Annotated in this window: 13 protein-coding genes, 1 tRNA gene and 1 pseudogene; 10 read left to right on the top strand and 5 right to left on the bottom strand. The window is 66.7% G+C overall.

Features of this window, described 5'->3' with window-relative positions; all coding sequences use genetic code 11:
• Window positions 1-132: 132 nt before the first annotated feature.
• The 6 genes from CVN68_RS11160 to CVN68_RS11185 all read left to right on the top strand — a co-directional run bounded on the left by CVN68_RS11160 (window position 133) and on the right by CVN68_RS11185 (window position 8,753).
• Complete coding sequence (locus CVN68_RS11160; protein WP_233503303.1) at window positions 133-3,429, top strand: TonB-dependent receptor domain-containing protein; 3,297 nt, start codon at window positions 133-135, stop codon at window positions 3,427-3,429.
• Window positions 3,430-3,443: 14 nt separating this feature from the next.
• A complete protein-coding gene (locus tag CVN68_RS11165; protein WP_233503304.1) occupies window positions 3,444-4,757 on the top strand; it encodes a family 43 glycosylhydrolase in 1,314 nt (437 codons plus the stop codon).
• An 11-nt stretch (window positions 4,758-4,768) separates the two neighbouring features.
• The gene (locus CVN68_RS11170; protein ID WP_100282274.1) at window positions 4,769-6,364 is read left to right on the top strand and encodes a family 43 glycosylhydrolase; all 1,596 of its coding nucleotides are present in this window, start codon (window positions 4,769-4,771) and stop codon (window positions 6,362-6,364) included.
• A complete protein-coding gene (locus tag CVN68_RS11175) occupies window positions 6,361-7,161 on the top strand; it encodes a rhamnogalacturonan acetylesterase (protein ID WP_100282275.1) in 801 nt (266 codons plus the stop codon). Before CVN68_RS11170 ends, CVN68_RS11175 begins: the two co-directional genes overlap by 4 nt.
• A gap of 132 nt (window positions 7,162-7,293) precedes the next feature.
• Complete coding sequence (locus CVN68_RS11180; RefSeq protein ID WP_100282276.1) at window positions 7,294-8,217, top strand: DMT family transporter; 924 nt, start codon at window positions 7,294-7,296, stop codon at window positions 8,215-8,217.
• Between the two features lie 23 nt (window positions 8,218-8,240).
• Window positions 8,241-8,753: a hemerythrin domain-containing protein gene (locus tag CVN68_RS11185; RefSeq protein ID WP_100282277.1), complete on the top strand. Its 513-nt coding sequence runs from the start codon at window positions 8,241-8,243 to the stop codon at window positions 8,751-8,753.
• Between the two features lie 35 nt (window positions 8,754-8,788).
• Here CVN68_RS11185 and CVN68_RS11190 read toward each other — a convergent pair.
• The 5 genes from CVN68_RS11190 to infA all read right to left on the bottom strand — a co-directional run bounded on the left by CVN68_RS11190 (window position 8,789) and on the right by infA (window position 10,823).
• Window positions 8,789-8,864, bottom strand: a tRNA-Phe gene (locus CVN68_RS11190).
• A 30-nt stretch (window positions 8,865-8,894) separates the two neighbouring features.
• Window positions 8,895-9,080 (bottom strand): DNA gyrase inhibitor YacG, encoded by a 186-nt coding sequence (locus tag CVN68_RS11195; protein WP_100282278.1) that lies wholly within the window; start codon window positions 9,078-9,080, stop codon window positions 8,895-8,897.
• 3 nt (window positions 9,081-9,083) lie between these two features.
• Window positions 9,084-10,031 (bottom strand): ribonuclease E/G, encoded by a 948-nt coding sequence (locus tag CVN68_RS11200; RefSeq protein WP_100282279.1) that lies wholly within the window; start codon window positions 10,029-10,031, stop codon window positions 9,084-9,086.
• Window positions 10,024-10,593, bottom strand: a complete 570-nt coding sequence (locus tag CVN68_RS11205; RefSeq protein ID WP_100282280.1) for a Maf family protein — start codon at window positions 10,591-10,593, stop codon at window positions 10,024-10,026. The genes CVN68_RS11200 and CVN68_RS11205 overlap by 8 nt, the downstream gene beginning before the upstream one ends.
• A gap of 11 nt (window positions 10,594-10,604) precedes the next feature.
• Complete coding sequence (gene infA, locus CVN68_RS11210) at window positions 10,605-10,823, bottom strand: translation initiation factor IF-1 (RefSeq protein ID WP_003049127.1); 219 nt, start codon at window positions 10,821-10,823, stop codon at window positions 10,605-10,607.
• A 272-nt stretch (window positions 10,824-11,095) separates the two neighbouring features.
• Here infA and CVN68_RS11215 point away from each other — a divergent pair, with 272 nt between their 5' ends.
• The 4 genes and pseudogenes from CVN68_RS11215 to CVN68_RS24435 form a co-directional block, all read left to right on the top strand.
• Window positions 11,096-12,247, top strand: coding sequence for an acetyl-CoA C-acetyltransferase (locus CVN68_RS11215; protein ID WP_100284357.1), 1,152 nt, complete (start codon window positions 11,096-11,098; stop codon window positions 12,245-12,247).
• A gap of 22 nt (window positions 12,248-12,269) precedes the next feature.
• Window positions 12,270-13,367: a CaiB/BaiF CoA transferase family protein gene (locus CVN68_RS11220; protein ID WP_100282281.1), complete on the top strand. Its 1,098-nt coding sequence runs from the start codon at window positions 12,270-12,272 to the stop codon at window positions 13,365-13,367.
• Between the two features lie 9 nt (window positions 13,368-13,376).
• Window positions 13,377-14,156, top strand: a complete 780-nt coding sequence (locus tag CVN68_RS11225) for an SDR family NAD(P)-dependent oxidoreductase (protein WP_100282282.1) — start codon at window positions 13,377-13,379, stop codon at window positions 14,154-14,156.
• A pseudogene (locus tag CVN68_RS24435) lies at window positions 14,153-14,448 on the top strand (acyl-CoA dehydrogenase family protein); the annotation flags it as partial. The gene CVN68_RS11225 and the pseudogene CVN68_RS24435, both read left to right, overlap by 4 nt.
• Window positions 14,449-14,464: the final 16 nt, after the last annotated feature.

Below are 14,464 nucleotides of genomic sequence, written 5' to 3' on the forward strand. Positions count from 1 at the left end.
GCGAGCCATACAGCGACGAAGATCGCCCTGGCCTCGTCGGTATTGCGGCCCTGCCGCACGCTTCCCCGCACGGGCAAATGTCGACGGGACGACCGCGAAGGATTGCGGCGCCCGTCCAATGGGAGGGGAATGATGATCAAGAAGAACCTGAGCTCGGCGATCCTGCGCACCGGAGCGTCTTTCGCCGCGATCGTGCTGGCCGCGAGCTGGAGCAGCGTCGCCGTCGCGCAGGACGCGACGCCCGTCGCCGACGAACAGGCAGCCGACGCGCAGGATGATGCCGCCGGGGCGCAGGGGGACGACATCGTCGTCACCGGCTTCCGTGCCTCGCTGCAGAACTCGCTGAACATCAAGCGCAACTCGAACCAGATCGTCGATGCGATCACTGCCGAGGACATCGCGGACTTCCCCGACGCCAATCTCGCCGAATCGATCCAGCGCCTGCCCGGCGTCTCGATCGACCGCGACAATGGCGAGGGTCGCACCATCACCGTGCGCGGCCTGGGCGGCGACTTCCAGATGGTGCGCCTCAACGGTGCCGACGCGCAGAACGTCGCCGGCGGCAACCAGTCGGATGCCGGCGCGAACCGCTCGCGCGGGTTCGACTTCAACACCTTCGCCTCCGAACTGTTCGGCGGAATCAAGGTCACCAAGTCGACTGCGGCCGAGAATGACGAAGGCTCGCTCGGCGCGATCATCGATCTCACCACCGGACGGCCGCTCGCCAGTTCCCGCAGTCGCTTCGCGGTCGGCGCCGAAGCGGAATATCGCGAGAACGGCAAGAGCTGGAACCCGCGGCTCACCGCCCTCGCATCGATCCGGGTGACCGACACTTTCGGGATCCTCGGCTCGGTCGCCTATCAGAAGCAGGAACAGCAGATCGATTCGTACCGCCGCGGCATCGGCGCGTTCGAATATACCTATCGCAATTCGCAGCTGAACGGCGTGACGCCGATCACCTACGGCTTTGCGCGGCCGGGCGGCACCGGCGTGACGTTCGGATCGGATCCCGCCGCTTATGCGCTGGTCGGACCGACCACGATCATCCCGACCCTGCCTTCGGTGGGCCGCCAGTTCCTGAACTACGAGCGGCTCGGTGCAACCGCGACGCTGCAGTGGAAGCCGAGCGAACATACCGAACTGATCATCGATGGCGTCTATTCGCGTTACGATCAGGACAGTGATTCGACCGGCATCACCACGATCGGACTCAACCGCAACGGCACCAATGCGCGCGCCGCACAGACCGGCTCGGCGGGGCTGCGCCCGGTGGGCAATGCCAATTATTTCGCCGATCGCGTCGCGCTCTATCCGAATTGCGTGCCGAGCGCCGCGATCGACTGCAATGGCGACGCGGCGGGAACGGGAGTCGGCGCGACGGCGCTGCCCGGCTATTTCAACAGCCTCAATCCCAACAACCTCAATCCGTTCGATTATTACAACAACCCCGCCTCGCCCGGTTATGTCGCGACCGCCAACGGCACCGGCATGTATGCCGAGCTGATCGGCCGGCCTAACACCCAGATCCGCGCGGCCCACGTCAACGGTGCCAACCAGGCCGATTATCTGGTGCTCGACAATGTCGACTGGCGCAGCTTCACCGACACCCAGTTCGGCCGCACCGAGTTCAAGCAGCTGACCGCCAATTTGCACCAGGACCTGCTCGACGGCCTCTATGTCGATGTCACCGCAGGCTGGTCGAAATCGGAATTCCGCTCCACTGGCATGCTCGCCGAGTTCAATACGCTCGATCGCGACGGCTATACGTTCGACGATCGCGATGGCGGCAAGATGCCGGTGTTCAGCCCCGGTTTCGACGTGGCGAACCCGGCGAGCTGGTCGCTGGTCAAGGGTCTCTCGACGATCCGCTATTTCAGCAACACCGTCGACAACGAGTTCCGCGTCGGCCGGGCGAACTTCACCTTCGAGGCGCTGCCCGAGATGTCGCTGAAATTCGGCGGCACCTACAAATTGTTCAAATATGACGGCGACCAGGGCCGCCGCAACCAGTCCATCGAGGCAATCAACCCGACGCTGGCCGAAGCCAGGCTGCAGATCACCGATCTGGGCCGGACGATCGGCTTCGGCCAGGGGCTGAATGTCACCGCGGGCACGCCGACCAGCTATTATGCGCCCGATGTCAACAAGTTCATCAATCAGTTCGGCATCGACTGCAATTGCGTCAACAAATGGGGCGATTTCCGCGCCTCGGTCGATGGTCGCCAGCGCTCGGCGATCGAGGAGCGCGATCTGTCGGGCTATTTCCAGGTCGACTGGAATTTCGACCTGTTCGGCCGGCCGTTGCGCGGCAATGCCGGTATGCGCATCGCCAACACCCGCGTGATGGGCGAGGGCAATGTCGGCGGCGCCGACGGCGTGGCGGGGCTGCCGGTCACCGCGACGAACGAATATTGGGACTGGCTGCCGTCGATGAACGCGAATTGGGAAGTCGCGGACGGCCTGCTGATCCGCTTCGCCGTGGCCGACGTGATCTCGCGGCCGCAACTCGCCAGCCTGACGCCCGGCACCACCGCCTACACCACCAGCCTCAACGCGAACGGCACCGCCCCGACGCTGACGGTGGGCAATCCCTATCTCAACCCGTTCCGCGCGACCAATATCGATCTGAGCTTCGAGAAGTATTTCCGGAACAACGGCCTGATCGCCGTGAACCTGTTCAGAAAGGACATCGCGTCCTTCCCGCAGCAGCTGGCCGGTGAAGCGCCCTTGTCGTCGGTGTTCGAACCGGCGATCTACCAGCAGTTGATCGCCGGCATGACCAACCCCGCGCTACGCGCCTATACCGTGGCGGGCGGCACGTGGGGCGTGCGCCAGTTCGCCGACGCGCCCGGTGGCGTGATCAAGGGCGTCGAAGTCAATCTGCAGACCGACTTCTGGTTCCTGCCCGCACCGTTCGACAAGATGGGCATCACCGCCAACTACACCCATATCGACTCGAACCTGAGCTATCTGACCGGAACGGCGCTGAGCACCACGCAAACGGGCACCGCCTCGACCGCAGCGAACAGCTATGCCGAGGGGCCGTTCCTCAACACCTCGCCCGACTCGTTCAACGCGACGCTCTATTACGAAAACAGCGTGTGGTCGGCGCGTGTGTCGGGGGCGTACCGGACGCGCTACGTCAACCGCTTTCCGTTGGCCACCGGCACCTGCTCGGTCGGCACGACCACCAATGGCGGCGCCGCTTGCAACTCACCGGTGGTCGCCGATTTCGGCTACAACGAGAACACGCTCAACCTCGACGTGGCGTTCGGGTGGAACGTCACCGATTTCGCCAAGCTCACGCTCGAGGCACGCAACCTGACCAACGATCCGCAATACCGGACGATGTACGGGGCCAGCCCGGTAACGCAGACCTATGCCAGCACCGGACGGATCGTCACCGCCGGCTTGCGGCTGGCGTTCTGAGGGCACGGGCGGCAGTGTACCTCTTGCCCTGCCGCCCGCCTTCGACGCGCAAGCCCTCGGAACATTCGCGGCTCGATCGCCGATCTCTCCTCGTCGGCGGCATTTCGCTCGGCGGCGGACTGGCGCTCGGCGGCGCGGCGCGCGGACAGGACCGGCCCTATGGCCCGGCCCCGCTCGCGGGCGGGCAGCTCGATGCGACCAGCGATGACAGCGGTCGTATCGTGCCTGCTCCCCCGCGCGATTACTGGCCTTATTCGGGCGTGAGCGGTCCGGGCCGAAAGCCGGATGCCGCCAGCGCGCGCGGCGGCTGGGTCTCGGGCCTGCCGAATGTGCGATACGAGGGGCCGGACAAGCCGCGTTATCCGCTCGCGCCATGGGATGATTCGGCGAGCGGCAGCGCCGTGGCGGCGGGCCTGCTGCCGTCGATCCGTCCGCTCCACGATGTCCATATCCGCGACACGATCGTCTGCCTCGGCGGCGACGGCCATTATTACATGACCGGTTCGACCGGCGACAATATCTGGGCGGTTAACGACGGCGTCGAGTCGTGGCGCTCGAAGGATCTGCGCGACTGGAGCTATCTCGGGCTGGTCTGGAGCATCGAGCGCGACGGCGTCTGGGAGCGCAACTGGCGGATGCGCAAGGGCGTGCCTTTCCGGGCGCTCTGGGCGCCCGAGATCCACTTCATCGGCGGCAATTACTGGATCGTCCACTCGATGAGCCGCGCCGGCGTCGCGATCCTCAAGAGCAGCACCGGCCGCGCTGAAGGCCCCTATGTCCACGCCTTCTCGCCCGACAAGCCGTTGCGCGGCGGGATCGACGCGACTTTGTTCGAGGATGACGACGGCTCGGTCTGGTTCACGCTGGGCTCGGCCGACGAGATCGTCCGACTGAACGACGACATGAGCGGATTCGCCGGCCCGTGGCAGAAGGTGGTCGCCGCCGAAGGCGAATATGATCTCGACCCGCAACACCACCGCAAGGAATGTGCTGCCAAAGGCCTTCGCCATTTCGGCTATGAGGGCGCGACGATGTTCAAGCGTGACGGCACCTATTATCTCGGCGTAGTCGATCGCTACGAGGGCCGCTATTCGTTCGCCATGTGGATGTCGGACAAACCGACCGGCCCGTGGCGCGACCGCCACGAGGGTCCGCCCTGCTGCGGCGGCGGCAATTTCCTGCGCGACCGGCAAGGCAATTGGTGGGTCACCTTCTTCGGCAATGACGAAGCGAGCCCGTGGCGCGAAAAGCCCGGCCTCGTCCGCGTCGATTTCGCCCCCGACGGACGCGTGATCGTCGCCAAAGACCAGCCCTTCGCACGAACCTGAAAGAGGACAGCATGGACATCAGCAGACGGGACGCGTTCGCAGCAGCGCTGGCGGGAAGCGCGGCGGCATTGATCCGCCCCGACGGTGCCGCAGCCGAGGCACGCAAGCCGGCGCCGGACTGGAAGCGCGGCTTCGACAATCAGCGCATCGCCGATCTCGGCAACGGCAAGTTCCTCAACCCGTTGCTCTCTGGCGACCGCGCCGATCCCGCCATCCTCAAGGACGGCAGCGACTATTACATGACCTTCTCGAGCTTCGATTCCTATCCTGGGCTCACCATCTGGCATTCGCGCGATCTGGTGAACTGGCAGCCGCGCAGGGCCGCGCTGACGAAGAATATCGGCTCGGTCTGGGCAGTCAGCCTCGAAAAGCATAACGACCGCTATTTCCTCTACATTCCGGTCAAGGCGAAGCCGAACTCGATCTTCGTGATCTGGGCGGATCATATCGACGGGCCGTGGAGCGACCCGATCGACTTGCAGATGCCGAGCCATATCGATCCGTGCCACGTGGTCGGCGAAGACGGCTCGCGCTGGCTGTTCCTGTCGGGCGGCGACCGGATCCGCCTCGCCGCCGACGGGCTGTCGACCGTGGGCGAGGCCGAGCATGTCTATGATCCGTGGCGCTATCCCGACGATTGGGAAGTCGAGGGCTTCGCGCCCGAAGGTCCCAAGCTCGTCCGCCACGGCGACTGGTTCTACATGATCACTGCGGTCGGCGGCACCGCCGGACCGCCCACCGGCCACATGGTCATCGCGGCGCGCTCGCGCTCGATCCACGGCCCATGGGAGAATTGCCCGGCCAATCCGCTGGTGCACACCAGAAGCGTAAACGAGAAATGGTGGTCGCGCGGTCACGCCTCGCTGGTCGAGGCGCCCGACGGCAGCTGGTGGTCGCTCTATCACGGCTTCGAGAACGGCTATTGGACGCTCGGCCGCCAGGCGCTGCTCGATCCGATCGAATGGACGAAGGACGGCTGGTTCCGGATGAAGGGCGGCGACCTCTCGCAGCCGATCCGCAAGCCGAAGGGCGGCGCCGCGCTCCCCCACGGCCAGCCGCTCTCGGATGATTTCGGCGCCGCCCTCCAGCTCGGCCGCAAATGGAACTTCTTCAAGCCAGCGCCCGACGAGAATCGCCGTCAGCGGGTGGAAGACGGTGCGCTCGTCCTCAAGGCCTCGGGCACCGCGCCGAGCAACTCCGCGCCGCTGCTCCTCATCGCCGGCGATCAGGCCTATCAATTCGAATGCGACGTCGAGATCGCACCCGGCGGCACCGCGGGCCTGCTGCTCTTCTATGACGAGAAGCTCTATTGCGGTCTCGGCTTCGACGAGAAGCGCTTCGTCACCCACCAATATGGCATCGAGCGCGGCCGGCCCGCCAACCCGCATGGCCGCCGGATGCGGATGCGGGTGACCAACAACCGCCACGTCATTTCCTTCCACACCTCGAGCGACGGCGGGCAGACGTGGAAACGTTTCGATCGCGGCATGGAAGTATCGGGCTACCACCACAATGTCCGCGGCGGCTTCCTGATGCTGCGTCCCGGCCTCTATTCGGCAGGCGAAGGCGAGGCGCGCTTCCGCGATTTCCGCTTTCGCGCGCTGTGAAGGGCCCTGGCCTCGTTGCGCTGCTGCTCGCACCCGCCGCCGTTGCGCAGACCGCACCCGAACCGCCGCGCCCGATCGCTGCGTCCAAGATCGTCCTCGTCGGCGATTCGACCACGGCAGTAATCGGCGGCTGGGGACCCAGCTTCTGCGCCTATCACGTCACGTCGTTCGCCGCCTGCGTCAACCTCGCGCGCGGCGGGCGCAGCTCCGGCAGCTACCGCGCCGAAGGTTCGTGGGACCTCGCCCTCTCCGAGATGCGCACGCCAGGCTACAAGACCATCTGGGTGCTGATCCAGTTCGGCCACAACGACCAGCCCGGCAAACCCGGCCGCTCGACCGACCTCTCCATCGAATTCCCCGCCAATCTCGCGCGCTATGTCGATGAAGCGCGCACGGCGGGGGCGAAGCCGGTGCTGCTCACCCCGCTCACCCGGCGGATGTTCAAGGTGGGCAAACTCCAGAACGATCTCGATGCCTGGGCCGCCGCGGTGCGCAAGGTCGCGGCCGACAAGCAGGTGCCGCTGCTCGACCTCAATGCCGAAAGCAGCGCCGCGGTGCAGGCGATGGGCGAAGCGGCGGCGGACTGCTTCGCCCAGCTTCCCCCCGGCTCGGCACCCACCGGCCCCGCCGCCGGCGCGCCGGCGGCGACCGAAATGGTGGTCCAGCCGATGGCCCAGCCGCGTCTGTCGTTCGACCGTACCCATCTCGGCGTCGAGGGTGCGAACTACTTCGCCGCGATGGTCACCCGCGAGCTCGCCGCAGCGGTTCCGGAGATGCGTCCGCTGCTGGTACGCTGACCAACCGTGGCACGACGACCGGATGTTAGTCAGCGGCCGGGATTAGAGGGCCGACCACAACCGTGTCGTCGACGGAGGCCCCTCATCCCTTCCCGTCTGGCGAACCCGCGCCCCGCCCCCTAGAGCGGAGACATGATCCGCCTGCGCCCCCAGACCGCCGCTTATGCCATGCTCGCGCTCGTGATGCTGCTCTGGGCCGGTAATTCGATCGTCGCCCGCGCAGTGCACGACGCCATTCCGCCCTTCTTCCTCGCGCTGCTGCGCTGGACCGGCGCGCTGCTGGTGGTCGTCCCCCTCGCCGCGCGCCATTTCGCTGAGGATCGCGCCGCGATCGCGCGGAACTGGCCGGTGATCGTCCTGCTCGGCCTGCTCGGCGTCGCGGCGTTCAATGGCTTCCTCTATTCGGGGCTGCGCTACACCACGGCGAGCAACGGGATGCTGCTCCAGGCGGCGATTCCGGCATTGGTGCTTCTCGTCGACTTCGTGATCTTCCGTGCGCGCGCAGGGCTGGGCGCGATCCTTGGCGTCGCGCTGTCGACCTTCGGCGTGGTGATCATCGTCCTTCAGGGCCACCTCACTGCGCTCTCGCAAGTGACCTTCAATCGCGGCGACGCACTGATCCTCGGCGGGGTCGTCACCTGGGCGTTCTACACTTCGCTTCTGCGGCTGCGCCCGAAGCTCCATAGCCAGAGCTTCCTTGCGGTCACCTTCGCAATCGGCGTGCTCACGATGCTCCCGCTCGCGGCCACCGAATGGCGCGAGATCGCCGCGATGCACTTTACGCCGCAAGTGATCGGCGCCGTGGTGTATGTCGCGCTGCTGCCCTCGGTCGTCGCCTATACCTTGTTCAATGCCGCCGTCGCGACGGTGGGGCCTGCCAGCGCGGGACAGGCGATCACGCTGATGCCGCTGTTCGGCGCGCTGCTCGCGGCGCTCACGCTGGGCGAGCAGCTCCACGCGCATCACTTCGCGGGTATGGCGTTGATTCTCGGTGGTATCATGGTGAGTGCAGTTGTCCGCCTGCGCAGTGGAACGAACGATATCGCGCGCGGTTGAGCCCTCCTGAAGAGGAGACGGATATGGCTCAGGACACCAAGCAAGACGCAGTCGCATTACTCAAGGCCGATCATCGCACGGTCGAGGAATTGTTCGAACAGTTCGAAAGCGCGAGCGGCGCTTCGAAAAAGCAGAAGATCGCCAACCAGATCTGCCTCGAACTGATCGTCCATACCAAGATCGAGGAGGAGATCTTCTACCCTGCCTGCGAGGGCAGGATCGAAGAGGATCTGCTCAAGGAAGCCTATGTCGAGCATGACGGCGCCAAGGTGCTGATCGCCGAGATCGAGGCAGGCAGCCCCGAGGACGAATATTACGACGCCAAGGTCAAGGTGCTCTCCGAACAGATCGAGCACCATGTCGAGGAAGAGGAAAAGCGCATGGAGGGCATGTTCTCGCAGGCGCGCAAGGCCGGGCTCGACATGGACGCGCTGGGCGAAGAAATGCGCGCCCGCAAGGAGGCGCTGATCGCCGACTACAAGGCCAACGGTCTACCCAAGCCGGAAACGACGACGCTCGAATCAACCACTCTCTAGCGGCCGCCAAGGGCACCATTTTCCGGAGGAGGAAGTGGTGCCCGGGGACGGGGTCGAACCGCCGACACTGCGATTTTCAGTCGCATGCTCTACCAACTGAGCTACCCGGGCATGCCCCGACATGGCCGGGGAGCGGGCCTCTTAGTCGGCGTCCCGCGCGCTGTCTAGCCCGCTTTCTCGTGTCAGATCGACGGGTTCGCCGGGAACGCGGTAACCTTCGCCCAACCATTGCAGCAAGTCGCGATCCTTGCAGCCGCGGCTGCAGAAGGGCTTGAATTCGGGTTCGGTTGCTGTGCCGCAGATCGGACAGCCGTCACGCTTTGCCAATGTCTACTCCTTGGGGGCGACGAACAAAGTCGCGCCACCGATGCGCCGGGCCAGCTCGGCGGTCCATTCGGGCCGCTGCGCCAGCCGGTTGGCGATTCGCCTCGTCACCATATGGGTAGCCGGCGGCGGCGGGGGAAGCCGTTCGATGCGCCGCAATTCGGCGCGGGCCTCGGCCCCCACCGGATCGGCGCGCAGCAATTCGGGAAGCGAAGGCCGCGTCCGCCGCCGCACGATCTGCAGGAAGCCGAAGCCGTTGACCGTGGTGCGCTCGAATGGCTGTGGCAGCGCCGCGTCGATCGCCTCGGCCACCGCCTGCCGCGCCGCCTTGTTGGCCAGGGTCGGGAAGTCGATGCCGATCGAGCCCGTGATATTGTGCCGCTCGATCGCCCGCGCCACCGCATGCGCCGCCGCCACCGCGAGCGGCTCGAGCGGCCCGCCGCCGTCGACGTCGAACAATGCCATTGCCGGCGTCGGCGACAGCCGCAGCGCACCGCCCGGAAAGCCAATCTCGCCGGTCACCGCTTCTTCGAGAACTTCGGACCAGCCAGCTTCTTCGAGCAGATCCGTCTCGTGTGCGCGCAGCATCCGCACCGGCACGCCGCTCGCAGTGATCCGGGTCCGCAGGTCCGCGCCCTCCCCCGGCAGCGCATCCGCACCCGCGGGCACCGCCTTGGGCAACTTGGGTCGGCCGGCCTCGGGAATCGCCTCGCGGACGATCTTCACCCGCAGCGTAGCGCCCTGCGTGATTCCCTGCGGCAGCGGATCGCACAGGGCCTCGCCGCCCTCGAACGTCACTTTGCCGGTGCTCTTGTCGATCAGCCGCGCGTTGAGCACCGCCCCATGCCGCGGCCCGCTTTGTTCCAGTTCGATCCGCGCCTTCCAGATCACGCCGCGCGAAACCAGAGCAGCGCGGTTTTCACCGATCCCGGCCTCGTAGAGCCACTCAGCCAAGCTGGTGTCCTGCGGCTTCGAGCAGCGCGCGCGTCTCGAACACCGGCAGCCCGACTACCCCCGAATGGCTCCCCGACAGGAAGCGCACGAATGCCTCCGCCTTGCCCTGGATCGCATAGCCGCCGGCCTTGCCCATCCCTTCGCCGCTCGCGATGTACCAGTCGATTTCGGCGTCGCTCAGCCGCTTGAAGGTGACGACCGTGTCGGAGAGGCGCGTGCGTGGCTTGCCGTCGAGCCCGATCAGGCACACCGCCGACAGGCAATGGTGCCGCCTGCCCGAAAGCAACGTCAGCATCCGCCGCAGATCGGCTTCGTCCGCGGGCTTGGCGAGGATGCGGCGGCCGACCGCAATCGTCGTGTCGCCGGCAAGGACGATCTCGTCCGCGGCGCGCTCCACCGCCTGCGCTTTGTCGATCGCGACCCGCAACACATAGGCGCGCGGCAGCTCGCCGACGCGGACATCCTCATCGACATCGGGCGCGGCGACGCGCACGGGTTCGGCCCCGATCCGCCGGAGCAGATCGAGCCGACGCGGCGAAGTGGAAGCGAGGACGAGCCGCACAGGCCCGCCGCTCACTTGAAGCGGTAGGTGATACGGCCCTTGGTCAGGTCGTACGGCGTGAGCTCGACCAAGACTTCGTCGCCGACCAGCACGCGGATGCGATTCTTGCGCATCTTGCCGGCGGTGTGGCCGAGAATCTCGTGATCGTTCTCGAGCCGGACGCGGAACATGGCGTTGGGCAAAAGCTCAACGACCTGGCCGCGCATTTCAAGGAGTTCTTCTTTGGCCAAAAATATGCCTCTCAGGTGAGCGCCAGCAAAAGTGGCGGTGCCTTTACTCTGCTACGCGTGAAAAGGGAAGGCGGACGGCAAGCTGCTGCGTCCACTATACCAAGATGGGTGTCCCTACCGAAAAGTCCAGCGCGGAACAATGCGCGAATCTCGTGGATTCACGTATCGCGAGCAATGAAGGCGATCACGGCGACTGCCCACTTGCTTCCGCGGCCATGCGCCACTTACACTGATGTAAGTTGACGGCCATCAAGGCTGCATGGGAGAGCGAGATGGCGGAGGCCTATATCGTCGCGGCAGTGCGCACCGCCGGCGGCAGGCGCAATGGCCGGCTGATGGGCTGGCACCCGGTCGATCTGGCCGGCGCAGTGCTTGCCGAAGTCGTGGCGCGCAGCGGTATTGAGCCCGCCGCCATCGACGACGTGATCATGGGCTGCGTCGGCCAGGCCGGCGAGCAGGCGCTCCATATCGGCCGCAACGCCGTGCTCGCCTCCGGCCTGCCAGCCAGCATCCCCGCGGTGACGATCGACCGCCAATGCGGCAGCTCGCAGCAGGCGATCCAGTTCGCGGCGCAGGCCGTGCTATCGGGCACGCAGGACGTGGTGATCGCCGCCGGGGTCGAGCATATGAGCCGCGTGCCGATGGGCACCAGCGTCGCAGGCGCGAAGCCCTATAGCGAACGGCAGCTCGCCCGCTTCGGCGTGCGCGGGTTCAGCCAGTTCACCGGCGCCGAGATGATCGCCCGGAAATACAGCCACAGTCGCGCGGCGCTCGACGCCTATGCGCTCGAAAGCCATCGCCGCGCCGCCGCGGCAGTGGAGCGCGGGAACTTTGCCGACGAGATCCTGCCGATCGAGATCGACACCCCCGATGGCACCCGAAGTCACGCGCAGGACGAAGGCATCCGCTTCGACGCGAGCATAGAAGGCCTTGGCAGCCTGAAGACCCTAGTCGAAGGCGGCGTGATCACCGCGGGCAATGCCAGCCAGATCTGTGACGGCGCCTCGGCAGTGATGGTGGTCAGCGCGGCCGCGCTCAAGGCGCACCGCCTCACGCCGCTGGCGCGCATCCACAACCTCACCGTCACTGCCGGCGATCCGGTGATCATGCTTGAAGAGCCGCTGTTCGCCACCGACCGGGCATTACAGCGCGCAGGCATGGCCATCGGCGACATCGACCTTTACGAAGTCAACGAAGCCTTCGCCCCGGTGCCGCTCGCGTGGCTCGAACATACCGGCGCCGACCCGGCCAGGCTTAACGTCAATGGCGGCGCGATCGCGCTCGGCCACCCGCTCGGCGCCTCAGGCACCAAGCTGATGACCACGCTGATCCACGCGCTGCGCAAGCGCGGCCTGCGCTACGGCCTCCAGACGATGTGCGAAGGCGGCGGCATCGCCAATGTGACCATCGTCGAGGCGTTGTGAGAGTAGGCGGGGGAGGAATCTAGTGCCCGGCACCCTTTCCGGCCTCCGCATCGTCGAGTTCGGCGGGATCGGCCCCGCCCCCTTCGCCGCGATGATGCTAGCCGATCACGGCGCCGAAGTGATCCGCATCGAGCGCCCCGGCGCCAGCTTCGGCCCGCACGCATTGACACGCTCGCGCAAGGCGATCGGCATCGAGCTCAAGGCCCTCGAGGGCATCGAAATCGCCCGCACCCTCTGCCGCGATGCCGACGGCGTTATTGAAGGCTTCCGCCCCGGCGTGATGGAGCGGCTCGGGCTCGGCCCGGACGTGCTGCTCGGCGACAATCCGGCGCTGGTCTACGGCCGAATGACCGGCTGGGGTCAGGACGGGCCGCTGGCGCAGGCGCCGGGTCACGACATCAACTATATCGCCGTCGCGGGACTGCTCGACGGCATCGGCCAGCCCGGCGCGCCACCGACTACCCCGGTCAACTATCTCGGCGATTTCGGTGGCGGCGGAATGCTGCTCGCCTTCGGCATGGTCAGCGCGCTGCTCGCAGTGAAAATGGGCGCGCCCGGGCAGGTGGTCGACGCGGCGATGACCGACGGCGCCGCCTTGCTCGCCAGCATGAGCTGGGGCTTCAAGGTTGCCGGCATGTGGCACGACGGCCCCGGAGCGAACCTGCTGAGCGGGGCCGCGCCCTTCTATCGGACCTACACCTGCGCCGACGGCAAGCATGTGGCGGTCGGCGCGATCGAGCCGCAATTCTACGCCGCGCTCGTCGCAGGTCTCGGCGAAGACGCCGCCGGCCAGATGGACGCCGCCGCCTGGCCCGCGCGCGCCGAACGCTTCGCGGCGATCTTCGCCACCCGCACCCGCAACGCCTGGACCGCGCATTTCGCACCCGAGGCGTGCGTCTCTCCCGTCCTCACCTTCGACGAGGCGGCCGCACACCCCCATAATGCAGCGCGCGGCACCTTCGCCGCGGGTGCGCCTGCGCCTGCGCCGCACTTCGCCGCCACGCCGGCACCACCGCCAAAGACGTCGCAACCTGGCGAATGGACCGATCGCGTGCTCGCCGAGCTCGGCTACGACTCACCCCAGATCGCGGCACTCAGGGCCGTAGGCACGATTGGCTAGGAGAGCAGAATGAACTTCGAAAACACGGCAGCCGTGGTGACCGGCGGCGCTTCCGGCCTCGGTGCCGCAACTGCGCGCGCGCTCGCCGCCGCAGGCGCCAAGGTAGCGTTGTTCGACATGAACACCGAAAAAGGCGAGGCGCTCACCGCCGAGATCCACGGCATCTTCTGCAAGGTCGACGTCCGCTCCGACGATGACGTCGATGCCGGCTTCGCCAGAGCGCGCGAGGCGCACGGTCAGGAGCGCATCCTCGTCAATTGCGCCGGCGTCGGCAACGCTTTCAAGACCGTCGGCCGCGACAAGGCGAGCGGCGAGATCCGCCAATTCCCCGCCGCGGCGTTCGACTGGGTGATCCAGGTCAATCTCGTCGGCACCTTCCGCTGCATCGTGAAGAGCGCCGCCGGCATGCTCACGCTCGAACCGGGCGAAGGCGGCGAGCGCGGCGCGATCGTCAACACCGCGAGCGTCGCCGCCGAGGACGGCCAGATCGGCCAGGCGGCCTATTCGGCGTCGAAGGGCGGTATCGTCGGCATGACCCTGCCGATCGCGCGCGACCTTTCGTCTGAGGGCATCCGGGTCAACACGATCCTGCCGGGCATCTTCGACACGCCCTTGATGAACGCCGCGCCGCCGCAAGTGAAGGAAGCGCTGGCGGCGTCGGTCCCCTTCCCCAAGCGGCTGGGCGTGCCCGAGGATTATGCGAGCCTCGCGCTCGAGATGCTGCGCAACCCGTATTTCAACGGCGAGGACGTCCGCCTCGACGGCGCGATCCGCATGGCGCCGCGGTGAGTAACTGGCGCGAAGACCCCGAACTCGTCGCCCTCGCCGACGGCGCCGCGCGCTTCTTCGCCCGCGAAGCCCCGCCCGAGCGGATCGCAAGATGGCGCGACGCCGGCCAGGTCGAACGCGCCTTCTGGCGCCAGGCGGGGGAGGCCGGGCTGCTTGGCGTCTCGATCCCCCTGAATATGGCGGCGCGGGCGGCGATTTCCGTCATGACGTCACCCTCGTCGAGCAAGTCGGCCGTGACGGAGTCGAGGGCTTCGCGCTGTCGCTGCACAACGTCATCATCCTGCCCTATGTCCTCGCCCACGGCACCG

It is taken from the genome of Sphingomonas psychrotolerans, from assembly GCF_002796605.1.
GTDB lineage: Bacteria > Pseudomonadota > Alphaproteobacteria > Sphingomonadales > Sphingomonadaceae > Sphingomonas > Sphingomonas psychrotolerans.

What these genes read in the sequence shown, in the direction of transcription:
- CVN68_RS11160 (WP_233503303.1), top strand. Translation starts at nt 133, where the DNA reads ATGATCAAGAAGAACCTGAGCTCGGCGATCCTGCGCACCGGAGCGTCT.
- CVN68_RS11170 (WP_100282274.1), top strand. Translation starts at nt 4,769, where the DNA reads ATGGACATCAGCAGACGGGACGCGTTCGCAGCAGCGCTGGCGGGAAGC.
- CVN68_RS11180 (WP_100282276.1), top strand. Translation starts at nt 7,294, where the DNA reads ATGATCCGCCTGCGCCCCCAGACCGCCGCTTATGCCATGCTCGCGCTC.
- CVN68_RS11185 (WP_100282277.1), top strand. Translation starts at nt 8,241, where the DNA reads ATGGCTCAGGACACCAAGCAAGACGCAGTCGCATTACTCAAGGCCGAT.
- CVN68_RS11215 (WP_100284357.1), top strand. Translation starts at nt 11,096, where the DNA reads ATGGCGGAGGCCTATATCGTCGCGGCAGTGCGCACCGCCGGCGGCAGG.
- CVN68_RS11225 (WP_100282282.1), top strand. Translation starts at nt 13,377, where the DNA reads ATGAACTTCGAAAACACGGCAGCCGTGGTGACCGGCGGCGCTTCCGGC.